The organism is Ktedonosporobacter rubrisoli, from assembly GCF_004208415.1.
Lineage (GTDB): Bacteria > Chloroflexota > Ktedonobacteria > Ktedonobacterales > Ktedonobacteraceae > Ktedonosporobacter > Ktedonosporobacter rubrisoli.
Window position 1 is genome coordinate 9,648,169 of the sequence record NZ_CP035758.1, and the last position, 25,032, is coordinate 9,673,200.

Below are 25,032 nucleotides of genomic sequence, written 5' to 3' on the forward strand. Positions count from 1 at the left end.
GGAGAGGATGTTTGTTGCGCGTAAAAAATGTTGATTCGGACGCCTCATTATCCACGCAGCAATCTTTGTCTCGTTCATGGTTGTTAGCATGGGATTTCTATCTCGTGTTGTTGATTGCTGGTGTTCTACGTTTTTATCAGATCCATACTACCGAGTTTGATGATGATCAGGCGATGCTTTTTCGGATGGCCTATGATGGCCTCCATCATGGCTTGCTCCCGGTGACGAGCAATATAGCCTCGATCGGGATTGCTCATCCGCCTGGCGTGATTTATCTTTTTATGTTGCCGGCAGCTTTGAGCTCTGATCCGCTGTGGGCGGCGATGATGGTGAGTATGGCAACAACCCTGGCTGCCGTTCTGACCTATCTCTTTACGCGCCGTTACTATGGGCGACTTGCCGGTCTTGTGGCTGCCTTACTCTATGCTACGGCGGCGCGACCGCTTAATTATGCCCGCTTCATCTGGCAGCCTAATCTTATGCCTCCTTTTGTGATACTCTTTCTCTTCGTGCTCTTCTTAGGAGTTGTCGATCGGCGTAAGGGCTGGTTTTGCCCGGCTTTGCTCTTGCTTGGCTTGCTGTATCAAATGCATCCGACGACAAGCCTATTGATCATACCCTTGATCGCGGCCTTTCTGCTGGCCCCTGGTACGGTGCGCTGGCGCGATCTTGCCTTTGCACTTGCAGGCTTACTTGTCATCTTTTCGCCCTATATCCTATGGGAGGCCTTTACTCACCTTGCCGATCTACACACGGTTTTTAGACTAGTTGGGCAGCGTGCGCGTATTGATAGCCAGGCAATTCATCTCTATCGTTCTTTTCTGAGCCCCTTTGATACGCCGCCGAGCTTTCCAGGTTCGTTACTGCGCAAGCTTGCTCCTTGGCTCTCCTGGCTTCGATATGCTGTGCCGTTGCTGGCTGTCGGAGGTTTTGTGACCGCCGGCATATGTTTGTTGCGCCCGCACCGGAGATTTGAGGCGAACGATGAGCCGCAGATGCCCAGCTATGGGAAATTACCCGCCTGGCTGCGTCGTTTGCAGGCCGATCCTTATCGCTGCGGGATATTGCTGTTGCTCATCTGGCAGCTGGGACCCTCGCTATTTCTGTTGCGGCATGCTGTAGATTTGCATTCCCAGTATTTCTTTATGCTCATGCCGGGACCATTTATTCTGATCGGGCTGCTCAGCGCTAAAATTGTTGCTCTGCTGCGTCACTATCGACCTGCTATGGCTGCTTTGCGCTATGTTTTGTATGTTGGAATTGCTCTCATCGTTTGTGCTCAGCTGCTAGGAAGTATGGCCCTGGTCATTGATAATAGCAGCGGAAACTTTGATGATCGCGGTTTCCAGCCCTACCCATATCACAATGATCTGGCTTCTTTGCAAAATGCCCTCACTCAGGCTGATCAACTGGCTCAACGCTCTCACTATAACCGCGTATACATTACGTCCGATACCGCTACGCAGGCGGCGCTAAGTTACCTTGCCGCTGGTATGCGAACGCCAACCACACTTTTTGATGCTTCGCGCTGTCTGCTCTTGCCCGATGCATCGGCAGGCCCGGCTGTATTTCTAGTGGGGCCATATGACGACTTGACGAATGCCCTGCTCGGCCAATCTGCTCGGGCCACGCTGGTCGATGCGCCGAAGCGTCTGGGTGGGGCGCCTTTTAAGCTCTATGTGGTCAAACCTGCGGCAGCTTCCTCCGTCTCGGCGGGTCAGTTAGGCCAGGATTTACAGCTGCTAGACGCGCGGGCAGAGCACGTAACGGTTAAGGATACTGTATGGACCGTCACACGCTGGAAGCTCTTACGCTCGGCCCAGCCCGCTTACCGCACTACCTATAGCTATGCCTTGACCGGTAACCCTGCGCAGAAGCCCGGCGTGACTATGCAAAGCCGTTGCACATTTACCTCAATACGGGCAGGTGATCAGCTCCTTGTCGCATTTAAGCTGTCGTCTGATTTTTCAGCGAGCAGTGGGCTGGAGATGCAGGCAATCTCTTTATCGACTGTGCCTTATCTCCCAACCTATGGGCCTTTCCGCTTAGAAACTGCCGATGTGCATGATCAGCATCTAACGACGCTACTTACTCCCAAAGGAGATACAAGCCTTCCTATAGCCATAGGAAGCACTCAATGAGCGCTTCGGTATGCTTTACCTTCGTCTGATCTTGTAATAAGATCAGGCTTTGCAGCCACCTCAGAAGACTGGCAAGGAGATACTTTCCTTGCCAGCAGTTGTCTGCAATTGGCGCACGGATGCAAGCTGCTCTTTGATAACCTCAAAGCTCAAAGGGCCTAGATGGAGTGGCTTTGACTGAAAGATCAGTTGCTTAGCCTTAATTTCTATGGAACTGGGAGACGCTGCCGATTGGGGCAGCTTGAAAGCTACTAGAAGTTGCATGCCTGCCTGCACTGCCGTCAGTGTACATCCCGTCGCCTGTGAAGTTTTATTAAAGCCTGCCTCAAAGGTATATTGATAGTTGGTTCGCCAGCTCGGCTCGTGCGCATCTGTTACGCTCCACTGTGTTACCAACCAATCCTTGAAGGGAGAGATACGGCGGGCCTGCGCATCGAGTAGTTGTAAGGTGTTGGCGAAGCCCTGCCCTGAGGAAGCGGCTGGCGTGCGGGCTTCTACGATGTAGAGCTTGAATGGATCTCCTCCCGCACGTTCGATCTGGGCCACAAATTTGGCCTTGGTATAATGCTGTATCAATTCATCAGTCAGAGGCGTATGAGGTGCTACGAGCAGGAGCCCTGGCCCTTTCCGTGGATCAGGTAAAGCAACACAAGTACCTCCTTGACGCGTTTCTGCGTCAATCACAATTGGAGAAATACGCATACCCTGAGCGATGTAGCGCAAAGTTTCCCTGAAACCAGAATTACCCAGCAGATAGATTTGTTTGATATGCTGCTGGTCCGCAACTTGTTCCGCAAGCTCGGTAGCATGCTTGACTGCATCATATTGAGTATAATAGATGTACAGCGGATAGCTGGAGTCGGCGTTGAACGCGCCGCGTTGCGTGTCAACGATAAACGTTAAGCTACCAATGATGTATGCACAAAAGGTCAGGACAATGAAGACGCGTATCGTAAGCTCGGCCAGCCGGTTCCACCAGTGCCAGTGTCTGTGCAGGTAAGCGAGGAGCTCATCCAGGCCGAGGGCGGCTAGAATAAACGGACCGGGCAACAGAAAGAGCGTATAGTGCGTATAAAGAAAAAGTGTGTGACGCGTGAGCAAGAGCATCAAAACGCCTTGCCAGACGAGGAGCAAGAGAATTCCCCGCTTCATCGGATTCATATAGCCTGTATGTAACCAGGAAAGCAGCCTTCTCCAGCCGGGGCCCATCCATCTTGAACCGCCGGGCCGCAGCAAATTTAGCAGGAGCAGGAGCCCGCCGCTTATTACCAGTAGCGGCGTTGTATTATGCACGAGCCGCAGGAGATAGCGCACGGGAGATAACGACCAGCCTGGCCCGTTTAATAGGCTTTGAGGGTGGTCAGGTAGCTTATCTATCAGATTTGAAGGGCTTTGAATATAAGGGCTGAGCAGCGCTATGTAGTCTTTATAGATGTGGAGATTTATGCCTGGCATGGAGCTAGAGACTGCCAACAGGGTGTATATATCCACAAAATGCGAAGAGCGCAGCCATACCAGATAGGGGAGAAAGATAAGCCCTAGAGCCAATCCCGCCAGGGCCAGGTCACGCTTGCGAATAGTTCCTGGCGTGCTTAGCAATAGCGCTACGGCGAAAGGTAGCACCATGTAGATACTACTTTCATGGATCTGATACATTACTCCCAATAGCGCAATCGCCGGCGCGAACCAGCCTTGACGACGCTCAACCGCGCCCCAGAAGAGGGTGAACATTAGGAGTATGGTCAGCGGCGGTATTAAACTGGGCTGCCAGATGAAACGGTTATAGATGACCGTGCCGGTAGTTACCGCGAACAGGCCAGTGGCGATGGCGGCCGGAAATCGTCCATAATAACGGCGCATAAAAAGGTATGTGATAAGTATGCCAATAACGTTCCAGAGGGCGGTAGTGAGAGTTCCGCCGAGAGGATTTTCGGTGAAGCAGCTAGTTAATAATAGAAAGTAGATTGAGATGGGGCCGTGGAGAATAGTTGTAGAAGAGACGTTACTGGAGGCCGGCCATAGACCATGCAGACAGGCATCGCGAGCCAGCCGAAGCATGCCCGCTTGATCCTCGTCAAAAGGAACTTTGTCTGCTGCATAGACGCGAAAAATGATTGCGATAGCAAGAATGATATACAGTTCCCAACTATTGAAAAACCAGTTCCGCAACTTTGTAGCTATAGTTTGGGCCAGGGGAAGAAGCGTTTCGCTATTGGCATCGCTTTCTGCTGAAGGAATAAGCACGAGATTTTTCTCCTTCTAGTCTAGAATGTTTTTTGGATAGGCTTGGAAATGCTTTGATGCTTGAAAAAAATTTGAAGGCTTTGATTGCCAAAGCTTTTTGCATATACATGAGCTTATGAAGAGGTCCGGGGACCCTCTTCACAGGCTGTGAGGAAGAATAGCGAGAAAAGATGACAATGGCGTGAAACAAGATGTCATTTTTATGTCATCTTTGTGTGATATGCTGCTGCTCCTGATCGCCTGCCGGCAGAGATCACTTTTGCGAGGAGATGCATCTATGCGCCTTTTATTGATTGAGGATGATTCTCGGTTGAGCCAGTCTTTGAAAATAAGTCTGGAAGAGGAGGGCTATGCAGTTGATGCGGTCTATGATGGCGTGGAAGGCGAAATATTTGCGCTATCTACGGCTTATGATGTGATTATCCTTGATATAATGCTTCCCAGGAAAGACGGCGTTGCGGTCTGTCGTACGCTGCGCAACAATAACCTGCGCACTCCCATCCTCTTGCTTACCGCGCGCGATGCAGTTGAAGATCGCGTGCAGGGATTAGATAGCGGAGCCGATGATTATCTTATCAAACCCTTTGCTTTCTACGAATTGCTCGCGCGCTTGCGGGCTCTCTTGCGGCGCAATGCTCCCCAGAAAAAAGGAGTTCTGGTCGTTGGAGATTTGCAGCTTGACCCGGCGACCCATCAAGTGGAGCGTAGGGGCGAGCGTATCAAAGTCAATGCCAAAGAATTTGCTCTGCTGGAATACTTTATGCGCAATCCCAATCAGGTATTGACGCGCGAGATGATCGAGAATCATATCTGGAATTATGATTTTATCAGCGTTTCGAATGTCGTGGATGTGTATGTGCGTCGTTTGAGGCGCAAAGTCGATGATCCCTATTCAATCAAAGTTTTAGAGACCGTCTATGGCCTGGGCTATCGGCTCCGCTGGCCTGAACGTGAGTCGGAGGGATAGAGGCCATGAAATATCTTCCCAAGGTGTATTATCTTCTGAGCCTGCTTCTGCTTGGCGTGGGCATAGTGCTTCTCCTCTTAAGTGGGACTAATATGCGCCAGTATGCATCAGGAGGGGGAATCGTTCTGCTGGATCTCTTCCTGGTAGGAGTTGTAATGCTTGTGCAGGGAATACGGAAAGAAGGACGAAGTTTTCTCGGTCGGCTGATACGCAGCATCCGCTTTCGCCTGGCACTCTGGTATATGGCAACTATGATCCTGCTGCTGATAATTTCTGGCAATATGGTCTTTGCTTTTATGCGCTGGAGCCTTAGTACTGCATTTGATAAATCTCTAGGAAAACGGCTGGTCCAGATTGCCAGTTCTTATGAGGCCGATAAGAACTATCTTGCCTTAGGCGAAGCTCCGCCATCCCAGGAAATTGCTTTCTTGTTAACACCGCGAGGGGAGATCCAACAATCATCTTTCGATCCAGCGCTTAAGCGACAAGAGGTGCTAAACTTAGTCACACAGGTGACCGCGAGCAACTCATTTCGGCAGATACTACAGCGCGGGTTGGTGGAGGATTATCCAGTACGTTCGTTGAGAGATGGAACCGATATCTACATAACTGATTTTTCTGCGACGCAGCATCTGGCTGACGATGAGTATGGCTTCGACCTGGCCAGGATTACCGATCAACAGCATAAGATCCTGGCTTATGCCCTGGTGGGTATGCCTATCGATATGTTCTCCTGGCTCAATAGGCTGGCTACGGTTCAGTGGCAAACCGCTGCCTTTACGCTATTTCTGGTGGGGGCAAGTGGATACTGGCTGGCTGGCAGAGCTATGAGACCGGTGCAGCACTTCACGCATACGGCGCGCCAGATTAGCGAGAAGAGCCTGGATCAGCGCTTGCGTACCTCCTTGCATGATGAGTTTGGTGAACTGGCCGCTACCTTCAATTATGTGCTTGAACGGCTGGAAGATGCCTTTGAGCGCCAGCGCAGATTTACCTCTGATGCCAGCCATGAATTGCGCACCCCCCTGGCTATTGTTGACCTGGAGGTAACGCGTGCACTGGCCCGTGAGCATTCGCAGGAAGAGTATCGAAAAATGCTGACGGTTGTACAGCAAGAAATATTCTATATGTCGCGCCTCGTTAATGATTTATTGACGCTCTCGCGTGCAGAAGCCGGGCAAACGCTTCTTCATTGGGAAGAGATAGAGCTCAGCGAGACAGTTGTCGATACTGTGGAACGCTTGGCTTCGCTGGCCCAGGAAATGGGGGTTGAGATCGCCGTTACGGCCCTTCCCGAATTAGTGATCAGAGGTGATCATACCTTTCTGATGCAACTGCTGGTCAATGTGGTTGAGAATGCCGTGAAGTATACAGCTGGAAGCGGCTCTCAAGTCCTTATCGAGATGCTTCAGTGCGAAAAAGATAGCAAGCAATGGGCGAAAGTATGTATAAGCGATGATGGACCGGGAATAGCCGAAGAACACCGTAAGCATCTTTTCGAGCGCTTCTATCGAACTGATCAGTCACGCACCCATCATCGAGCATCGCCAGGGGCCTCTGAAGAGGGAGCCATCGCGCAGAGGGGAAGTGGCTTAGGGCTTTCAATCGCCAAATGGATTGTTCACGAGCATGGCGGAGACCTGCTGGTTCGCTCTGAATATGGTCAAGGCTCTACTTTTGAGATATGGCTGCCAATCTTAACGACTAAGTAGCCACCAGCAGTCTTCAACAGTTTTTCTGCGTGTGGCGTCGTGAGTAGCCCGCTTATTAGCGGAGGATGGATTATGCTGCATCTAACCAATAAGATCTTGATTATTTTCTCCCCGCTTGCTACTGTAAGGCAGCGCACACAAAACCCTGCCAGGCCAGGGCTTTCCAGTTCTCAAGAAAAGGGATTGTTAAGGGGGCGCCGCGACCTAACGGATTGGCCCTTAAGCGAGAGCACCGGGCGCGGAGGAGACGTCGCGGTCGAGCGGATTTGGCCCCAATGTTTCCTCCTCCTCGCCGCCGCCAGGCGGCAGCAAAACCAGAAATGGGAAGCCTGACAGCCAGGCTTGATCCTCTGGCGTAAATGCCTTTATACTGCTACAATATAATTAATGAATGGAAATATAAGCAGGGCAAAGGAAGGGATCAGGTGGGTAAATTTAAGAGGGCAAGAGAGCTTATACCGCCCTGGAATATGCCGTCTGACCCAGTGAAAGCTGTGATCTGGTTTATGGGTTGGCTTTTAAAGATCGCAGTGCGCTTCTTCTGGGTGCCAATTATCGTGATGGTGGCCCTGGAAACATACCTGAACTGGAGCACCGCAGGCCCGATGAATGGAGTTGTCGGAGGCATCATCACTTTGTTAATAGGGCTGTTTGTCTGGGCTGTTCTCTATATCCTTGAGCGCGTCTGGAAATTCTTTACCAGCGTCTCTCGTATAATCTCAGAGGTAGGTCAGCTACAGCGTAGCACCACCTCTTACAAGCCCTTTTCTCGCTTCGAAGATGCCAAATCCCGCGGAAAGGTGGTTGAAGGGACCATCATCACGGATTTAGAACAAGAGCGTAAGAAGCGCAGGCGCGAATAAGAGCGCTCTAGCGTTGAACGCTCTCTTGATTGCTCTTTAACCAGAGCTGCCATGCCTCATCGCTAGCGTCTGGAACATAGGAGTACAGAAAGACCCCGCAGCCTTCAAGGCGATAGGTGCCTAATGCCGCAGGTAAGACCATTGTCTGCCCTCGCGCGAGTGATTCGCGCTGTTCTAGCGCCGGACCATAGCTCACTTCCAGCTCGGCACCCAGCGAAGAGATAATGATGCAGCTCTCGCTTGTCTTATCATCAAGAGTCGTGCCCTCTTTGAAGGACATTTCGCGTGTTAAGAAATAGCGGCTGGCAACGAGGCAGCGATCCTCATATCCAGAAGCCGCAGGTAGCGTAACAGGATGCATTTTGATCTGAGGAGAGACGTCAAAGCGTGCCACATCTAAAGAGCGCTCGATATGTAATTCGCGTGGTTTGCCCGAGGCCGTGAGGCGTCCATAATCATACATGCGATAGGTGACATCTGAGTATTCCTGCAATTCATACAAAAGAACGCCGCTGCCAATAGCATGAACGGTGCCCGCAGGAACAAAGATCACATCGCCAGCCTGCACAGGTTCCTCGTGTAGTAGTTGATCCAGGTTCACATTCTCGATAGCACTTTGCACATCCGCCCGCGTGGTAGCTGTTTCAAAGCCGTGGACAATAGTTGCCCCTGGCTCGGCCGAGAGGATATACCAGAATTCGGTCTTGCCCAGCTTGCCATTTTCATGCTTAGCTGCATAGCCGTCTTCCGGGTGGACCTGGACCGAGAGCTGAGCATTGGCGTCAAGGAATTTTGCTAGTAGAGGAAAGCGTTGACCGAAGACCAACATGGCCTGCGGACCCAGTAAGGCCGGGCCCATCTCCGTAACGAGGTCTCCCAACGTTTTGCCTGCATAAAGTCCATTTTGAACAATATTGCTGACTTCAGTTTCCCACGATTCCCCAATGGCAACGTTACCTGCCGGAAGTTGCTTCCAGCCACCCTGCTCTAAATGGCGTCCACCCCAGATAGTCTCGTGTAACGATGCCTCCAACCTGATTGGATATAAATATTGCACGATTCGACTTCTCCAACTACTGTAATAAAATGTTTTTGTACGAAGGAGCCATAAATGGGCCAGCTTGCTTGCCTAGCTTACCAGCAAGACTCCTTCGATGAGACGACGTAACTTGTCGCGCATGATAATGCCCTTATTGCGATGGATCACCTTCCCATTCTTAAAAAAGAGAAGGGTTGGAATACCATCGATTTGCCATTGTTCGATGAGCTCCTGTTGGTTCTCGACTTCAAGCCTGGCGAATAGGATGCGTCCCTGATACTCCTTGCTGATTGCCGCAAATTCCGGCTCAAGTATCTGGCAAGCACTACTTTGAGCCGTTGCAAAATTGACAATCACCATTTGGGGCGCATTCAGGATTTTTTCCGCGAAATCTGCGCCTGTTACTTCTATGTAGCTATCTGCCATACTATCCTCTTGTGTTTCTGTAAGAGTATGTTCTATTCTTCCCCAAAGTATCACTCAGGCAGATAGATGTCAAGCACAAAGAGCCATTTTAAAGCGCCGGGCCGCAGTTCTCGTGTGTGCTCACACTGTTAGCCAGCAAGCAGCGCCTCCGCATCCTCGATGATATAGCGATAGCCTTGCTCGGTCAAGAAAAGTTGACGATTTGCCGAAAACTCCTGGTCGCGCGTATCGCGCGTTACGATAGAATAGAAGTAAGCTAAGCCGCCATCGCTCTTGGGGCGGAGAATGCGGCCCAGGCGCTGGGCTTCTTCTTGGCGAGAGCCAAATGTCCCCGATACCTGGATCGCGACATTTGCATCAGGCAGATCAATGGCGAAATTTGCCACTTTGCTTACAACCAGGCGCTTGAGCTCGCCCCGCCTGAACTTCTCATACAGCTTCTCACGCTGTCCATTTGACGTGCGCCCGGTGAGCAAAGGTGCGCGCAGCTCTTCGGCCAGAAGCTTAAGCTGCTCAATATATTGGCCAATAATCAGGATTTGGTCATCACAATGCCTCTCAACCAGGTGACGGGTGACTGTAAGTTTGGCCGGACTCTCGGCCGCAATGCGGTATTTCTCGCGGACCTCGGCCAGGGCATAGTTGAGCTGTTCGTCTTCAGTTAAGCTCACCCGAATCTCATGGCATTCAGCCGTGGCGATCCAGCCCTGGCGCTCCAATTCACGCCAGGGAACATCGTACTTCTTGGGACCAATCAGGCTGAAGACGTCAGCTTCGCGCCCATCTTCACGTACCAGGGTGGCAGTCAGGCCAAGGCGCCTACGTGCCTGAATCTCTGCTGTAACGCGAAAAACAGGCGCAGGGAGCAGGTGAACCTCATCATAGATAATCAGGCCCCAATCGTAGCTGGTAAGCAGCGAAAAATGGGGATAGTCCTCTTGCTCCGAGCCGCCATCCTCTTCTCCATTGGGACGGCGATAGGTGAGGATCTGGTATGTGCTGATCGTAATTGGCGCAATGTCTTTGCGCTCGCCAGTATACTCGCCTACCATCTCGGGGGGAATATCGGTCTTATCGAGGATCTCATTGATCCACTGGCGAACAGCTATCGTATTAGGCGTAAGGATGAGTGTCGCGCGCTGAATATTGGCCATCGTGACAAGTCCGACAATGGTTTTGCCGGCCCCGCAAGGAAGCACAACAACTCCGCTGCCTCCGCTGGGAGCGCCTCCGGCATAAAAAGCTGCGGAGGCTGCATGCTGATAGGCGCGCGGGGCAAAATCCTTGTCCTGGTGTGACGTTTGCAATAATTGTATGGGTAGAGGAGAGCCTTCAGTATAGCCAGCAAGATCTTCGGCAGGAAAGCCAATATGAATAAGCGCCTGTTTGATGTGACCACGGCGCGAGGCATCGACCTGGATAGTATGCGTATCGAGCCGCTGCAGAAGATAAGGCTGCATACGCTTGTTATGCATAATCTCAGTAACAAGCGTGGTCTCATCTGAGGTCAGCAATAAGGCTCCATCCCGCAGAATCAGCTTGATTTTGCCATAACGGTTGATATACTCGCGAATATCGGTAGCGATATTAGACGGAATAGCATATTTGCTATACTCGCTAAGTAGCTCCAGAATATGCTGAGCGCTCATCCCACCTGCGGCAGCATTCCAGAGCGAGAGTGGCGAGAGACGGTATGTATGTATGTGTTCTGGAGATTTCTCTAATTCGGCGAATTGCGCCAATGCATCGCGTGCCTCGGCATGTCGTGGATGATCTACTTCCAGCAAGATAGTGCGGTCGCTTTGCACAATCATCGGATTGCTAGGCTTCATGTTTTATACTCCGGGCATATTTGCCCATGTCCTGATATATTTCAGAATAGCGTTGATCGCTGCTTCTTCGTAGCCCCTCATAAGATGGCGAGCCCCGGTAACTACTTTAATACCCTTGGGGCCAGGTAGCTGTTCAACGAAGGGCTCTAACTTATATAGCGGGCAGATTTCATCAAACTCGCCAGTGACAAAGAGCTTGGGGCGTTCAAAAGGCTTGGTAAGTCCACGTGTGGCCCGAAAAAGAGGGAGGCTGATGGCAACGATGGTACGCACACGTTTATCGAAAGGGGCGTATAAGAGTGTGGCGTAAGCACCAAAGGCATGGCCAACGACGCATACTTTGGCCGAGTTCGCCTTCGGGTGAGTAATCACAGTATCGATGGCTCCGGCAAGATCTAGCGGCTCCAGACGGCCATCTGTTTGCTGGCCCTGACTCTTGCCAACGCCGCGAAAATTGAATCTGAACGCAATCATGCCAGCTGCGGCCAGACTCCTGGCTAAGGCTACTGTGAGTGTGTCATTCATATCACTGCTGGCTGGCTGTGGATGACACAGAATAATGACAGGGGCCATATCAATGCCGGCTGGCTCGTGCAGCACTCCCTCCAGGAGAAATGCCGGCTGCCCCTTGCTATAAAATGTTACTGGTCGCTCGGCTTGTGAGGTCATCTTTTGCCCTTCCGCTACCCTGATGACTTGCAACTTGATTTCTATATTATCTCAGGAGAAGTCAGGCGTCAACTTTTTACGAGAAAACCTAGCGAATGGCAAGCGTGGCCTGGCTTGAGAGCACCCAAAAGTCATATTGTGTGAGATCCGGGCCAATTTCTTACGAAATATATAATCAACTTGATGAGCCCTTTGCATGGAGGCCGAAGAGTGTTATACTGAGTATGACATCTATATACCTATTTTTTAGTATGTCTTTGGTGTCGTGTATCCGTGTGTCGCATGGAGGACTATCCATTCCCATCTCGCGTATTTCTATTCCGGTGCTAAGTCATCTTCCTGGTGATAATCACTTATTCGAGAAGAAAATAAGGGGCAAGGCAAATTTTTATTTTCGTAGCGAGCCTCTTTCTTCTCTCATCCTGCGCGATGTCCTTCTGGGGGATGGATCTCGTCAGGTCCTTTTCGTCATGGCACACTAGCGGCATTGGCTAGTATGCTGCTGCCAGCTTCCTTAAAATTGGAATACGGTTAAAACAGTTTGCAGAGATACTATTACGTCCCGGGGTGCCTATGTTTTAACAAAATTTGTGACTTGCGTAATAGCGATCTTCGTTGTACTGTTGTATCTGTAGCGGGTAAGGTAAGCAGGTTTTAATAACCTCGCTGGCAGTGGAGAAACGTAGTAGCCGATGCGGTTTTCAAGAGGTATACTTGGTGTGTATAGTGAAATGTAGAGGCAGGAGCACACATGTATAGTATTTTAGTCGTCGAGGGAGAGGGCTCAATAACCAGGCTGCTCAAGGAGACTCTCGGTATTAAAGAGTATCAATCCATCATGGTCCTCAATGGCGAAGATGCTATACATTTTGCTCTACGCGAAATACCACATCTCATTATCATCGACTTTATGCTGCCGGGGACAGATTGCTATGAGGTGGTCAGGCGCTTGAGGGCTCATCCTAAGAGCATGCATATTCCGATTGTCGTCGTGAATGCCAGTCGCTCAACTGCCGACGAGGTACGCGCCTTTGAGTTTGGCGTCGATAGTTACGTTACCAGGCCTTTTACCTCTGAAGAGCTAATGGCGCGTGTGCGCAGGCAATTACAGCGTATGCAACAAAGTTCCCTTTCCCCTCTTACTCAACTTCCCGGTGGTTTACAGGTCGAACGAGCCATTGACTACAAATTAAGTAGCCTGGAACCCTGGAGTATTCTTTACCTCGATCTTGATAACTTTAAGGCCTTTAACGATGTCTATGGCTTTCTTGCTGGCAACGATATGATTATGCTCGTAGGGCGAATCTGCCAGCGTGTGGTGTACGACTATGGCAATATCGATGATTTCGTTGGCCATATTGGCGGTGACGATTTCGTGATTGTCACCACGCCAGAGCGGGCAACGATCCTCTACCGGCATATTCTTGAGCTCTACAAGAAAGAAAGCGTTACACTGTATCGTAAGGAAGATCTGGAGCGTGGATCGATTAGTGGAGTTGATCGAAAAGGTAGGCCATATCAGTTCCCCTTAGTTTCTCTCTCAATTGGCGTAGTTAGTGATCAAATACGTTGCTCCCCTAGCTTCGATGAGATCGGGACTCTGGCCGCTGAGGCGAAGCGACACGCTAAACAATCTTCCAACAATGTTTTTCACATCTCGTCTCAATGGAGTAAGTCCCGTCAAGATTATCCTCACTCGCTACATTCATCCCCTTCATTTAGTAAAGCTAGCTACCTGGGTCGAAATCTGTTCTACTTTATTGAAGAGGATGCCCTCGCCGAATTTAAATAGGGCGGGGCCATCCTCTCGCTACTTTATGCGCTGTGAAGGTATTCTGGTGGCAAACCGGCTTCGTTTAGGCGTTGCCAAAAATCAGGGCCGCCAGGAAGACCAGCGCGCCACTGCCCACTACTTGAATCATGGAGAGTAACCAGCTTGTGCCGAAGTAACGATGCCTGATAGCTGCGATGACGATGAGCTCAATGGCAACAATGATATAGGCCGTGAGTAAGGCTAGCTGAAGGTGGTTTATCAGGAACGGTAGGGTATGTAGGGCGCCTCCAATAAAGGTCATAATGCCTGTAATTGCTCCTCTGGCAATAGGATTTCCCCGCCCAGTGAGTACCCCATCATCGGAGAGCGCTTCGGAAAATGCCATGCTGATACCCGCTCCGGTAGCTGCAGCTATGCCGACCAGGAAGGCGGTAAATGGTCGTTGCGTGGCGAAGGCCGTGGCAAAGATAGGGGCCAGCGTCGAGACTGAGCCGTCCATCAGGCCTGCTAGCCCTGGCTGTACTACACGCAGGATGAAGTCTGTAGATGAAGTATCATGCGCTGTTAATGCTTTGATTATTCCTTTGATGCCCTGGGGGCTAGAGCTTTTTCTGCCTGATCCGTTGTGCTTTCCGTGTCGATTGCGCTTGCGTTTCCATTTTTTTGCATAAAAAAACTCCTGCTGGCTTTGGATTATCCAGTCTATCGATAGATTGGTTACCTTAATTTAGTGTGCCCTAATTTAGGTGATACTAATAATGATAATTATTCTCATTCTCACTGGGGAGATTGTACAACTTATACTCATGCGTGTCAAGTGCGTTAGCGGGACGCTGGAGAGTAAGCGGAGCGAGATCTTGCTGAGCGTCGCGCGAGGGCGAAAAGCTCCACTACTACATGCTATGTGCTATAGTTATATGGGTATAGTTCGCAAGCTACTTGTAACGAAAGGTGGTAGTTGCTACGAGTCAGGAACATGACGAAAAGCTGCTAGAGGCAGAGGGCGATCCCGAGGCGAAGGATCAGATGGCCCGGCGGCTGGCCTTGCGTAAAAATACAAAACGTGTCTTGCAGGAAAGCGGCCTTGCCGAGATGCTGCAGGGGATCAATAAAAATCTGCTCAAGTGGCGAGGACGTATTGAAGAATACGATACAATGCTGCTCCTTAGATGGGGAACGCTTACAACCCGGCGCCATATGTGGATTGAAATCATCGATGATACCATTCGTTTTCGGCTCCAGGAGCACCGCAGATGTGCTAAATCGGCGCCTGAGTGCGATGGAGAATATCATAGCTTCACCAAAGAGATGTGGTCGGATCGGGCCTTTTTTCAGGCCGAATTAAAGAAATACTATGATCGACCTGTGGCTGAAACATCCTCTGATTGAAATAGCTACCTTCCCAGCTATATGGCAGACAAAGCACTTTTCAGGCCAAAACAGCCTGGCTTTCTTGCTAGCGCGGCAAGAGAGTGGGCCATTTTTAAGGTAAGTGCGTGTGCAGAGCGCTCAGGATATTGGCTCCAGGGGTAGAATACTGACGGCGCCTATGCTCTCCACAAATTTGCTGACTGCCTGATAATTGGGATCGGCGTAGAAGTGAGTTCTTTCTGCCTCGCTGGACCAGTTGAAAAGGTTGAGCAAGAGAGGGCTATCGTGATAAGAGGTATGTAGGGTACTGGGAGCATTGGGAGCCGCAGGGTCGCTGGTTGTGATGGTAGTCTCGGTTAAGCCGCGGGCCAGAAAGGCAAAGGCAAGCATGGGCTGGGCTGCCTGGCGCCGCAGGCCTTCGATCCAGCCTCGCTGGGCGAACTCAACTTGTTCAGGCAGCACATTGGTGAGATGGGCAGCTGCTATGGAAGGGGTTGCGGCCGGACGGCTGTAGCCCCAGATATAGCGCATAAGCCATTGTTCTGGTACTGCCGTCAGGGCTTCGGCGACAGAGGTGAGCAAGAGATTCTTTGGATTATAGCGCTCCTGAGCCCTATGCCAGCTCTCCTCATCTTCCCACGTTGTCAATAAAAAGTAGTAGGTTTCCTTTCCTCTATTGCGGTAGTTGCGTGAAGTAACAAGTCCCGGCGCATTGCGAATAGTATCGATTACTTGTCGCACGCGAGCTGTGACGTCAGCATCTCTTCCCGGGTGAGTATAGGCCAATGTAACTACCAATAATTCCATAATTTTTACCATAAAAATAAAAAAAACTGCTTGTTTCAGGTGTGGATAGCATAGCATAAGCTAATTATCTGCGCAATAGTGACGATATGAGCTCACGTACCTATGGAAAAGTGAATCTAGACAGAAGGTAGAATGCCCACTATACTGCTCATTACAGAAAAAATTTCTGCACATCAACCGGGAGGAAGTAAAAATGCTTGACCCTGACGCGATTCGTGGTACTACTGTAGAATGGAGACCCGCAAGAGCTGAAGATGCGGCCATCTGGGTTTCTGTGACGCGGCGCAGTGCTGATCAGGTAACTTTTGAAGCGGAGGATGCTCAGATCGCTCGCTATAAAGAAGAAAATCCCGATCTGCAGGCCCAGCGCTATCTGCTCTGGCGTGATGAGGCTCCTGTGGGACGCTTACGTTTCTTCGCTTATGGCAATACCGCTGAATTGGATGGGTTGGTCTTATTGCCTGAAGCGGGGGGCAGTGTGGCAGCACAGGTGGTATCTGAGGCTCTTGTGCGCTCGGCTGCTCTTGATGTGCGTCATCTTAAAGCTACATATTCTGCTGCTTATATCGCTTCTTTTGCTGGCGCTGGATTTCAGGAATTGCGCCGGCGCACCGGTATGACGGCTTCGACTGACCTGATGGTGCCGTTATTTCCTTTGCCAGCTTCGCTGCGCGTGCGTGAAATGCTGCCTGATGATGGCGAGCAGGTAGGGATTTTGCTACAGCGAGCTTACGCGGGAGGGCCCGATTCCCTGCATCCTGATGTCGCGGGCTGGCGGGCCGAGGTGCGCGCTATTCAGGAAGGCCGTTTTGGTCCATTCATTCCTGAAAGCTGTTTTGTCGTTGAGCATAGTCTTGATCGCTACAATCTGGTTGGGGCTATTCTTGTCCATCTTGAGCATGGCGTGCCCCGTATTCGTCATATGGTGGTGGCCCCTGCTTTCCGGCATGTCGGCCTGGGTCAGTTTCTTGCCGTCAAGTCTATGCGGCGCTTGCATGATCTTGACTATGCAACCGCGCTCCTCTATGTGACGCTAGGCATTCCTGCTGTCAATCTGTATCATCGGCTTGGTTTCATAGAGACAGGACCTACCTATATTGAAGCCGAGCGCATGCTATTGAAATAATGAGGCTGGGCTTGAATATTGGTACTTTGGGCGAGTTTGAGCTGATTAAGCGCCTGACTGCCCACCTGCCTGGGCGCGCTGATGTGCTGCTCGGGGTTGGCGATGATTGTGCAGTTCTCGATTTGCAGAGCGAGGCTTTATTGCTCACTACCTGTGATAGCCAGGTTGAAGGAGTGCATTTCACTCTGCAAACTTCCTCCCCTGAACAGATTGGCCGCAAGGCCCTGGCTATCAATCTAAGCGATATCGCGGCTATGGGAGGGGAGCCGCGCTATGCGCTGATCTCGCTTATTCTGCCTCCTGCGCTGCCTTTGAGCGTATTGGAAGGCATCTATGCTGGTTTGCGTGCGGAGGCCACGCGCTTTAATACGGCTCTCGTGGGGGGAAATGTGGCGGGAACTGGTCAGGCCGCGCAATTGATTATCGATATTACGCTGCTTGGTACCGTAGAGCGCGGCCACGTGCTGATGCGCTCGGGTGCCCAGGTTGGGGATATACTTTTTGTCACAGGGACCCCTGGCGATTCGGCGGCCGGCTTCTACACTTTGCTGCATCCAGATCCTGCTTATCCTGCCCGGGCGCAAGAAGTTGTGCGCCAGCGCCATCGTACGCCGAATCCACGTGTGCACGAGGGGCGCATTCTGAGCCAACTAGGAACCAACGTAGTAACGGCTATGCTTGATATCAGCGATGGCCTGAGTGGCGATTTAGAACATCTCTGTACACGCAGCCAGGTAGGAGCGCTTATTGAAGCTGAGCGCTTGCCCCTCTCTCCTGCCCTGCGGGCTATCGCGGCCCATACATTGCGCGATCCTTTGGACTGGGCCTTACATGGCGGTGAGGATTACGAGTTGCTCTTTACGGTTGCCCCCGGCTCTGAACAACTTGTGAGTGAGGCTGTGCAATCAGCGACAGGTACGCCGGTGACGCCAATCGGCGTGATTTTGCCAGCGCCGGACGGAATGAAGGTGCGCTATTCGAATCAGCGCGAGGAACGTTTGGCCAGCAAAAGCTGGGATCACTTGAAAGCGTCGCTTGAGAGACCAGCCGCAGAAAAATAGCCTTTGCCCACAGCCTGCTTTCTCTATCCCATGAAGGAAAGCGCTAAGGTTAGCTCTCCCTCAGCGCAATTGTTGGCTGACAGAACATAGGCGAGCAGATTTCCCTATGTTCTGTCAGTGCTAGCTATTTGTGTTTCCTGACAATTGAGGTAGCAGCCCGCAAGCATCCGGCTGGCTTCTCCGCTGCTCTGCTGCTGCCGGCGCGCCTTAACTTTACCTTACCTGATAAGGGTAAAGAGATGATTAGGAGCTATTGACGCGAGAAAGTGCGGAGGGCGAAGGTAATTTGTTGCTCTAAGGTCATGGCCTGATCCTGTGGGATCTTGGCCAGCGCGGCTTGAGCTTCAGCGTTAGAGAAGCCCAGCCCGAGCAAGGCCTCCAGCGCCTCAGCCTGGATACGACCCGCCGATGGCGATGAGGAGATAGCTCCCGTCGAGGCTGCCAGAACCGGCAGTTTGCCCTTTAATTCAAGAATAAGGCGCGCAGCAAGGCGCTTGCCGACGCCGGGAGCCAGGCCTAAGCGTTGTTGATCCTCATCGGCAATAGCCTTATACAAGGTTGGCGCGTCCATCACAGAAAGCAAAGCCAGGGCTACTTTGGGACCAACCCCACTTACTCCAATGAGCTGCTCAAAGGCATCGCGGTCTGTCTCACTGCTAAAGCCATAGAGGGACATCCCATCTTCACGCATATGAAAATGCGTGTATAAGGAAACTTCGGCCCCCGCTTCACTAAGGCGATTGAGCGTTGAGGCCGGAGCGAAGACGCGAATACTAAAACCACTTGTACGAATAATTGCATGATCTGCTCTGCATGCTTCAAGTTTGCCGTGAATACTGGTAATCATCGCTCCGAACTTATACCTCTTCTGTCTAACTATAAGCAGTAACGCCGTTTCGCCTGTAGGAGTGACTAACAAGCTTTATGGAGGGATAAAGTGTTTGTATATCGTTATAGTTTGCCGTAGCTCGCGAGATGGCTCACGTAGGGTACCGTATTTAAGTGACAGATTGCCACAGCAGCAGCGTCGGCAGCGTCATCGGGACGCGGTACGGCAGTAAGCTTAAGCAGGATACGTACCATCTCACCCACCTGGTCCTTTTTGGCTGCGCCGTAGCCGGTCACCGCCTGCTTAATCTGCTTAGGAGTATATTCGGCGACTGAGAGCCCACCATTCGCCAGCGCAAGCATAGCAACCCCGCGAGCCTGTCCAACGGTCATGGCCGTACGAGCATTCTTGGCAAAGAAGAGCTCCTCCATAGCCGCCTCATTCGGCTTGTAAGTGGCAACGATTGCACTCAGGCTTTCATAAATATGTTGCAAGCGCTGGGCCAGCGGCATTTTGGCTGGGGTTGTGATTACATCGCAGGCAAGCATCTGCAACTCACTTCCCCTGGCCATAACTACCGCATAACCGACAATGGCTGTACCCGGATCAATGCCCAGCGCGATACGCGGGCCGGGCGAATGCTTAAGATCGAGTACATTACCCATTGCGATATCTTTCTATGTTCTGTTCCAACATATTACTGATTAGCCCTGATAGGAGGCGGCGAATGACTCTGGGAAGTCGGCATTGGTATGGACATTTTGCACGTCATCAAGATCCTCAAGCTTTTCGATTAAACGAATCGCCTGGTGAGCGGCTTTTTCGTCAGAAAGATCGATTCTGGTCTTAGGAACCATAGTACTCTCAGATTTCAGGACCTTGTATTTCTTGCCTTCCAGGGCCTGGCGGACTTTTTCCACATCCGAAGGGTCTGTGTAGATAGTGATGGTCTCGTCATCGGGGGTGACAGGTTCTACATCATCTGCACCCAGATCGAGAGCCTCAAGGGAGAGTTCATCAGGATCGTGGCCTGCCAACTCTACTTCAATAATGCCTTTGGCTTCAAATAGCCAATCGACGCAGCCATTTTCACCCATGTTCCCGCCGTTACGGTTGAAGGCGTTGCGCACCTCAGCGACGGTACGGTTACGATTTTCCGTGAGCGTTTGCACAAGGATAGCGGTGCCTCCTGGACCATACCCTTCGTAGGTAATCTCTTCAAGGTTGTTACCCTCTGAGCCTCCTTGTGCGCGCTTGATGGTACGCTCAATGTTATCCATGGGCATGTTAGCATCGCGTGCTCGCTGCACTGCCATACGCAGGCGGAAATTTGCATTGGGATCACCGCTCCCACCCTCACGTACGGCGACAACGATTTCACGTCCTAGTCGGGTAAAAAGCTGTCCACGGCGTGCATCATTAACGCCTTTAGATCGACGAATTTGTGCCCACTTTGAATGACCTGACATATCGTTGCTCCCTTTGTCTTAATGAATTGCTTTATACATAATGCTGCTATTTAAGCAGACCTTTATCTGCGAATTGCTTTGGCGCTATGCTATTGTAACACGAACGGATGTAGAGCGTCGAGAGGGGGCCAGGGTAGCGCGGCCGGCTCGTAACCCACTTTCAAACCTCCGTTATCTGTGCGAGCCATTCCTCAATTGTGCGATTTACTGCTTCTGGCTGCTCTCTCATGACATAATGCCCAGCCTGAGGAAGAATGTGCAAGCTGGAGCTGGCAATATGCTTGTGCAGGTAGTCGCTGTATTTAACCGGAGTCAGGCGATCCTCAGCTCCACAGATGATGAGCGTGGGCAAGGAGATCTCAGATAGGCGTGACATAACGTCGAAGTTATTGCAGGCTGACAGATCGCGATAGAGCATACTGGGTCCCGAGGAAGGCTGTTCCCGTAGAGTTGCCTGAGCCGTCGAGAGATGTTCTGGGATGACTGCGAGCTCGGCCAGGCGCTGGCGGGCCTGCTGAGGAGCTTGTCTTGCCTCGTCGAGTAAAGCCGGTAAAACGCGTAGACGGGCTCCTGTGCCAATTAAAATGATCCCTCCAAGCTCTGTGCCGTATTGCAAGGCTAGCATAAGCGCGATCGCGCCTCCCAATGAATGCCCGGCAATCACTGGGCGCTCAAGGTGTAATTCTCGGATGATAATCTCGTGTGCCGCCTGAGCGTAGTTCTCGATAGCCACCTCAGGGTCAGCAAAAATATCCGGGCGCAGGCCATGCCCCGGCAGATCAAGAGCCTCTACTTGTCTCCCCTGCTGCTGAAAATAGCTGGTCTGGAAACGCCAGATGCGCGCATTATCCCCTGACCCATGGATGAAAACAAGCGCTTTGTTCATCAAATCTCCCTCGTATTCTCATCTGCAATGATAAGCTTTCTTGAACAAAAAATACGCTACGAACCTGCCACCTATAGCTTGGCAGCAAATTCTAGCCTGACAGCTCAAGCTGACTGCTATCAGGCTTCAGTATTATATTCCGTTGGAGGAACTCCCGGCAAATAGAGCCAGACCTGCTAATCATCTTTCCTTTGCGCCAAGCCCATCCGCTAGCGGAGTAAGGTATTTACATACAAAGGGAATGATCCTGGAATAGCGGTGTTCCTTATCTTTTTTGCCTATTTCACGCCCATCGTGTACGTGATACTATATAGTAAATGGCTAATCTTGTTTGAGAAGAGTTCCAGCCATAAGGCCCTGAACTTGAGGGAAATAGCCACAACATTAGCTGGTAGCTAAACGTAATTACTGATAGTAGGAGCGCGAGGTTTGATGGATAGCCAGGGGATAAAACGGGGTATCGCTGGAAAGGCCAGGCAGAAGCTTGGTTATCTAGGTGAAAGCCTAGCCGTTGAAAGACTGATTAGCCTGGGATATACTCTCCTGCAGCGGAACTATCGCTGCCAGTATGGTGAGATTGATCTCATCGCCGAGCAAGGAGAGGATCTGGTCTTCGTCGAAGTAAAATTGAGGCGCGGGACAGATTACGGCCTGCCGGAGGAAGCCATAACGAGGCGTAAATGGCAGAGGATTGAGCGGGCTGCTACCTACTACCTTGGTTCGCACGTGTGTGATGAGCGGTCATGGCGTATTGACGTGGTTGCTGTGCAGCTCAGCAAGAGTGGCAGGCTTACGGAAATTCGTGTTTATGATCATGCAACGATTGAATAGACAAGCACGCAGCAGATACTCTAAAATAGGTCAGGTGTGCAGGCACCGGAAATATAAAACGGAGGCAGATCATGAGCGATTTTGTGGAAAATGCGAAGAACTTTGTGAATGCAGCGGTAAGCCGTACAAGCTGGGAGGCGCAGAGACAGCTCCGCCTTCGCGGCAAGCAAGGTGAACTGGATAAACTTTTGGAGCAGCGTCGGCAGCTGCTAGACGAGCTGGGGCTGGTAGCTATGAATCTTTATACACAGGGTTCGTTAAGCGATCCACAGCTATCGCGCTTGTGTGCAAGCATTTTAGAGCTGGATAATGATGCCAGGAAGCGCGAGGCGCAATTGGTAGATATTAAGCAGGAAGCCTATCCTGCAGATCAATTCGGCCCGGCTCCAACTACAAATTATTCCCCTCCTCCTGTATCGTCGGCGCCCTATACGCCGCCTCCGGCGCCGGGGAACGCTGCACAGCCTGGTGCGCAGGCTCAAAATAATTGTCCACAGTGTGGAAGCCCTCTGCGTGCCAACGCGCTCTATTGCCGCAGCTGTGGTGCAAAATTGCGCTAAAATACAGGGTCAACAGCTACGTTATAGCATAGTCGTATGCTATAATGAATATCACCATTGTTAGTTGCTACAGCCCGGGTGTGAGTCAGAGCATGCTTGTCTACAGTATTAGAAGTATGCTGCAGAGAGAAGCGCTTGCTCTGACAGGGCTTATGAGCGATCCCGTTATCTTGTGGCAGGCGGGTGGAGATTTTCACCCATGATAGAGCCTGTTGCTTTTCTTTAGAGGTATAAGTGTCTATTCCATCTGCCAGCTTGAGTAGGGGCGTCAGGTTTAGACTATTCCTGGTGGCTTGCAGACCAATTGGACAACAGAAGTACCAGAATATGCGAAAGTGTTTGTCCAGAGCGTAGATACTAGTAGAGGGGTTTGTGTAGAGTACCAGGTAGTATTTGTATAAGGCTAAAACGAGCGTGAGTGGGCAATTGCAAGAAGCAACACTTGATATTATCAGCCATAGTTCAGCCCAGACACAACGTATGGCTATGCGCCTGGGTGGACTTTTGCAGGGGGGCGAGCTCCTGCTTCTTGATGGGCAGTTAGGGACAGGCAAGACTACCTTTACACAGGGATTGGCGCAAGGTTTGGGGATAAGCGAGACGATTAGTAGCCCGACGTTTACCTTGCTCAAAGAATATGCGGGACAGCCCAGGCCTGCAGTAATGCCAGCTGGAAAACTGAATGTTGGTCCTGCGCTCTACCATTTTGATCTCTACCGCCTGGATGAGCCGGAAGAAATTCTCGACCTGGGCTTTGATGACTACTTTTATAACGATGGTTCTGGAGTTTGTGTAGTCGAGTGGGCGGGTAAGGCCGATGGAATCTGGCTGCCCGAGCGATTACAGATTCGTATGAAAATAATGAGTGAGACCAAACGTGGCCTGTTATTTATGGCAACAGGTACACGCTATTGCGAACTGTTACAGCAGTTCCAGAAGAATACGTATGCTACTGCTAGCTCTTGATACCTCCACGCGCCAGGCCAGCGTTGCGTTGTGCTCAGAGGATGCATTGCATGGCGAACATACCTGGCACGTGGCTAATAACCATAGCGTTGAGCTGTTGGGACATATCCAGGCGCTTTGTGCCCAAAGCCAGTTGACCTTGCAGCAGATAGATGCTGTGGCTGTGGCCACTGGCCCTGGATCATTTAATGGCGTACGCGTAGCCCTGGCTACGGCAAAGGCGTTGGCTTTTGCCTTAAAGAAGCCTCTGCTTGGCGTGAGTACGCTTGATATTATTGCCGCGCAACAACAGCAATGGCCAGGGCCTGTGTGTGCAGTACTTGAGGCGGGCCGTTCTGAATTATATGCCGCTTGCTATGTAGGGGAAAAGTTGCGTAGAGAGAATGATATTGCCTACAATATGAAACGGCTCAGTGAGTATCTATTGCAGACGCCGCAGGACTTAGCAACTTATTTGCTGCAGCAGGCGCAGGCCTGGACGGGCATTGTTGATGAAGGTGAGGTGCCAGCCTTTCTCTTTTGTGGTGAGATAAGCCTGTTATCTCGCCAGGCCCTGAGTACCTCTATGCAAGGACATGGCCTCTTCGTCGGTAATCTAGAGGCGACGCGCTCTGCTTCTACCCTGGCCATGCTTGCCATGCAGCGCTTAAATGAAGGGCAAGAGGATGATCCTCTGCTGCTAGAGCCACTTTATTTGCGGCGTCCATCTATTACGACCAGCAAGCGAAAGCAGCCGCTGCTTGGCACTGCTGCCACTGGTCAAAGTCAGACAGAAAGGGAAGAGGGTGCGTTACGTCATTGAACGAATGACGATGTCAGACGTGCCTCGCGTCATCGAGATTGAGCGTCTAGCCTATCCATCGACCTGGCCTCCGAGCGCATATCGTAAGGAGCTACAGGATAATCGTTGGGCTCATTACATCGTCTTACGCGATAAACAGATTACAGAGGAGCGTTCGGTCGTGCCTCAGCAGGAAGCAGAGAAGCCGCGAAAAAATCGCCTCTTTCCACTTTCGCTCTTGCCCAGCCGTCCAACTATCACGGTCCCGGCGCCAGAACTTGCCTCGATTATTGGCTTTGCTGGCTTATGGCTCATGGTTGATGAGGCTCATGTAACAACTATTGCGATGCATCCAGATTACCGGAGATTGGGGCTGGGTGAGTTTATGTTAGTGAGCTTAATTGATATTGCTTATAATATCGGGGCGAAATGGGTAACGCTCGAAGTACGTGTCTCAAATTATACTGCACAGAATCTCTATCGTAAATATGGTTTTCGGGAGGCAGGACTGCGCCATCGCTATTATAGTGATAATCAGGAAGATGCCTTAATTATGTGGACTGACGAAATCAATTCTCCCAGCTATAAGCAAAAATTTCAGGACTTGAAAGCGAGACTGATGCAGAAGCTGGAAGCTCAATAGGTGCTTTCTGAAGACTATAAACGCAGGAAATTTTT

The 25,032-nt window shown here is 51.1% G+C and carries 25 protein-coding genes; 14 read left to right on the plus strand and 11 right to left on the minus strand.

Translation table 11 applies throughout. The features are described from left to right. Positions 1 to 11: 11 nt before the first annotated feature. Positions 12 to 2,141 carry a glycosyltransferase family 39 protein gene (locus EPA93_RS41420; RefSeq protein WP_129893167.1) on the plus strand — a complete coding sequence of 710 codons (2,130 nt, stop codon included), beginning with the start codon at positions 12 to 14 and terminating at the stop codon, positions 2,139 to 2,141. Between the two features lie 60 nt (positions 2,142 to 2,201). Here the strand turns inward: EPA93_RS41420 and EPA93_RS41425 are convergent, their stop codons facing one another. Continuing rightward, positions 2,202 to 4,385, minus strand: coding sequence for a glycosyltransferase family 39 protein (locus EPA93_RS41425; RefSeq protein ID WP_129893168.1), 2,184 nt, complete (start codon positions 4,383 to 4,385; stop codon positions 2,202 to 2,204). 277 nt (positions 4,386 to 4,662) lie between these two features. On the opposite strand from EPA93_RS41425, the gene EPA93_RS41430 reads away from it, so the two are divergent. From EPA93_RS41430 to EPA93_RS41445, 4 genes are all read left to right on the plus strand, one after another. Continuing rightward, positions 4,663 to 5,352, plus strand: a complete 690-nt coding sequence (locus tag EPA93_RS41430) for a response regulator transcription factor (protein WP_129893169.1) — start codon at positions 4,663 to 4,665, stop codon at positions 5,350 to 5,352. A 5-nt stretch (positions 5,353 to 5,357) separates the two neighbouring features. Beyond that, positions 5,358 to 7,064, plus strand: a complete 1,707-nt coding sequence (locus EPA93_RS41435; RefSeq protein WP_129893170.1) for a sensor histidine kinase — start codon at positions 5,358 to 5,360, stop codon at positions 7,062 to 7,064. Between the two features lie 72 nt (positions 7,065 to 7,136). Continuing rightward, the gene (locus EPA93_RS41440; RefSeq protein ID WP_129893171.1) at positions 7,137 to 7,397 is read left to right on the plus strand and encodes a hypothetical protein; all 261 of its coding nucleotides are present in this window, start codon (positions 7,137 to 7,139) and stop codon (positions 7,395 to 7,397) included. A gap of 92 nt (positions 7,398 to 7,489) precedes the next feature. Beyond that, positions 7,490 to 7,927: a hypothetical protein gene (locus tag EPA93_RS41445; RefSeq protein ID WP_129893172.1), complete on the plus strand. Its 438-nt coding sequence runs from the start codon at positions 7,490 to 7,492 to the stop codon at positions 7,925 to 7,927. Between the two features lie 7 nt (positions 7,928 to 7,934). On the opposite strand, the gene EPA93_RS41450 is transcribed toward EPA93_RS41445, so the two are convergent. The 4 genes from EPA93_RS41450 to EPA93_RS41465 form a co-directional block, all read right to left on the minus strand. Next, on the minus strand, positions 7,935 to 8,984 hold the full coding sequence (locus EPA93_RS41450) for a type I phosphomannose isomerase catalytic subunit (RefSeq protein ID WP_165423740.1): 1,050 nt from the start codon (positions 8,982 to 8,984) through the stop codon (positions 7,935 to 7,937). A 72-nt stretch (positions 8,985 to 9,056) separates the two neighbouring features. After that, a complete protein-coding gene (locus EPA93_RS41455; protein ID WP_340689226.1) occupies positions 9,057 to 9,446 on the minus strand; it encodes a thioredoxin family protein in 390 nt (129 codons plus the stop codon). Positions 9,447 to 9,520: 74 nt separating this feature from the next. Continuing rightward, the gene (locus EPA93_RS41460; protein ID WP_129893175.1) at positions 9,521 to 11,224 is read right to left on the minus strand and encodes a DNA repair helicase XPB; all 1,704 of its coding nucleotides are present in this window, start codon (positions 11,222 to 11,224) and stop codon (positions 9,521 to 9,523) included. 3 nt (positions 11,225 to 11,227) lie between these two features. Then, complete coding sequence (locus EPA93_RS41465; RefSeq protein ID WP_129893176.1) at positions 11,228 to 11,893, minus strand: alpha/beta hydrolase; 666 nt, start codon at positions 11,891 to 11,893, stop codon at positions 11,228 to 11,230. 751 nt (positions 11,894 to 12,644) lie between these two features. Here EPA93_RS41465 and EPA93_RS41470 point away from each other — a divergent pair. Further along, a complete protein-coding gene (locus tag EPA93_RS41470) occupies positions 12,645 to 13,685 on the plus strand; it encodes a GGDEF domain-containing response regulator (protein WP_129893177.1) in 1,041 nt (346 codons plus the stop codon). A 64-nt stretch (positions 13,686 to 13,749) separates the two neighbouring features. Here the strand turns inward: EPA93_RS41470 and EPA93_RS41475 are convergent, their stop codons facing one another. Next, positions 13,750 to 14,166, minus strand: a complete 417-nt coding sequence (locus tag EPA93_RS41475; RefSeq protein ID WP_242527239.1) for a VIT1/CCC1 transporter family protein — start codon at positions 14,164 to 14,166, stop codon at positions 13,750 to 13,752. A gap of 452 nt (positions 14,167 to 14,618) precedes the next feature. On the opposite strand from EPA93_RS41475, the gene EPA93_RS41480 reads away from it, so the two are divergent. Beyond that, a complete protein-coding gene (locus EPA93_RS41480; protein ID WP_129893179.1) occupies positions 14,619 to 15,056 on the plus strand; it encodes a hypothetical protein in 438 nt (145 codons plus the stop codon). Between the two features lie 120 nt (positions 15,057 to 15,176). Here the strand turns inward: EPA93_RS41480 and EPA93_RS41485 are convergent, their stop codons facing one another. Further along, positions 15,177 to 15,857 (minus strand): antibiotic biosynthesis monooxygenase family protein, encoded by a 681-nt coding sequence (locus EPA93_RS41485; RefSeq protein ID WP_165423741.1) that lies wholly within the window; start codon positions 15,855 to 15,857, stop codon positions 15,177 to 15,179. 181 nt (positions 15,858 to 16,038) lie between these two features. On the opposite strand from EPA93_RS41485, the gene EPA93_RS41490 reads away from it, so the two are divergent. After that, positions 16,039 to 16,971, plus strand: coding sequence for a GNAT family N-acetyltransferase (locus EPA93_RS41490; protein WP_129893181.1), 933 nt, complete (start codon positions 16,039 to 16,041; stop codon positions 16,969 to 16,971). An 11-nt stretch (positions 16,972 to 16,982) separates the two neighbouring features. Further along, positions 16,983 to 18,032, plus strand: coding sequence for a thiamine-phosphate kinase (thiL, locus tag EPA93_RS41495; protein WP_165423742.1), 1,050 nt, complete (start codon positions 16,983 to 16,985; stop codon positions 18,030 to 18,032). Between the two features lie 250 nt (positions 18,033 to 18,282). Here the strand turns inward: thiL and ruvA are convergent, their stop codons facing one another. From ruvA to EPA93_RS41515, 4 genes are all read right to left on the minus strand, one after another. Next, positions 18,283 to 18,879 carry a Holliday junction branch migration protein RuvA gene (gene ruvA / locus EPA93_RS41500; protein ID WP_129893183.1) on the minus strand — a complete coding sequence of 199 codons (597 nt, stop codon included), beginning with the start codon at positions 18,877 to 18,879 and terminating at the stop codon, positions 18,283 to 18,285. A gap of 104 nt (positions 18,880 to 18,983) precedes the next feature. Further along, a complete protein-coding gene (gene ruvC / locus EPA93_RS41505; protein ID WP_129893184.1) occupies positions 18,984 to 19,526 on the minus strand; it encodes a crossover junction endodeoxyribonuclease RuvC in 543 nt (180 codons plus the stop codon). 39 nt (positions 19,527 to 19,565) lie between these two features. Beyond that, entirely contained in the window at positions 19,566 to 20,330 is a 765-nt protein-coding gene (locus tag EPA93_RS41510) for a YebC/PmpR family DNA-binding transcriptional regulator (RefSeq protein WP_129893185.1), read from the minus strand. 160 nt (positions 20,331 to 20,490) lie between these two features. After that, positions 20,491 to 21,216: an alpha/beta fold hydrolase gene (locus tag EPA93_RS41515; protein WP_129893186.1), complete on the minus strand. Its 726-nt coding sequence runs from the start codon at positions 21,214 to 21,216 to the stop codon at positions 20,491 to 20,493. A 432-nt stretch (positions 21,217 to 21,648) separates the two neighbouring features. On the opposite strand from EPA93_RS41515, the gene EPA93_RS41520 reads away from it, so the two are divergent. The 5 genes from EPA93_RS41520 (at position 21,649) to rimI (ending at position 24,997) form a co-directional block, all read left to right on the plus strand. Beyond that, positions 21,649 to 22,047, plus strand: a complete 399-nt coding sequence (locus EPA93_RS41520; protein WP_129894805.1) for a YraN family protein — start codon at positions 21,649 to 21,651, stop codon at positions 22,045 to 22,047. Between the two features lie 71 nt (positions 22,048 to 22,118). Continuing rightward, the gene (locus tag EPA93_RS41525; RefSeq protein ID WP_129893187.1) at positions 22,119 to 22,607 is read left to right on the plus strand and encodes a zinc ribbon domain-containing protein; all 489 of its coding nucleotides are present in this window, start codon (positions 22,119 to 22,121) and stop codon (positions 22,605 to 22,607) included. A 414-nt stretch (positions 22,608 to 23,021) separates the two neighbouring features. Next, positions 23,022 to 23,573, plus strand: a complete 552-nt coding sequence (gene tsaE, locus EPA93_RS41530) for a tRNA (adenosine(37)-N6)-threonylcarbamoyltransferase complex ATPase subunit type 1 TsaE (protein WP_129893188.1) — start codon at positions 23,022 to 23,024, stop codon at positions 23,571 to 23,573. Then, entirely contained in the window at positions 23,554 to 24,375 is an 822-nt protein-coding gene (gene tsaB / locus EPA93_RS41535) for a tRNA (adenosine(37)-N6)-threonylcarbamoyltransferase complex dimerization subunit type 1 TsaB (protein WP_129893189.1), read from the plus strand. The genes tsaE and tsaB overlap by 20 nt, the downstream gene beginning before the upstream one ends. A 10-nt stretch (positions 24,376 to 24,385) precedes the next feature. After that, positions 24,386 to 24,997, plus strand: coding sequence for a ribosomal protein S18-alanine N-acetyltransferase (gene rimI, locus EPA93_RS41540; protein ID WP_207229339.1), 612 nt, complete (start codon positions 24,386 to 24,388; stop codon positions 24,995 to 24,997). Positions 24,998 to 25,032: the final 35 nt, after the last annotated feature.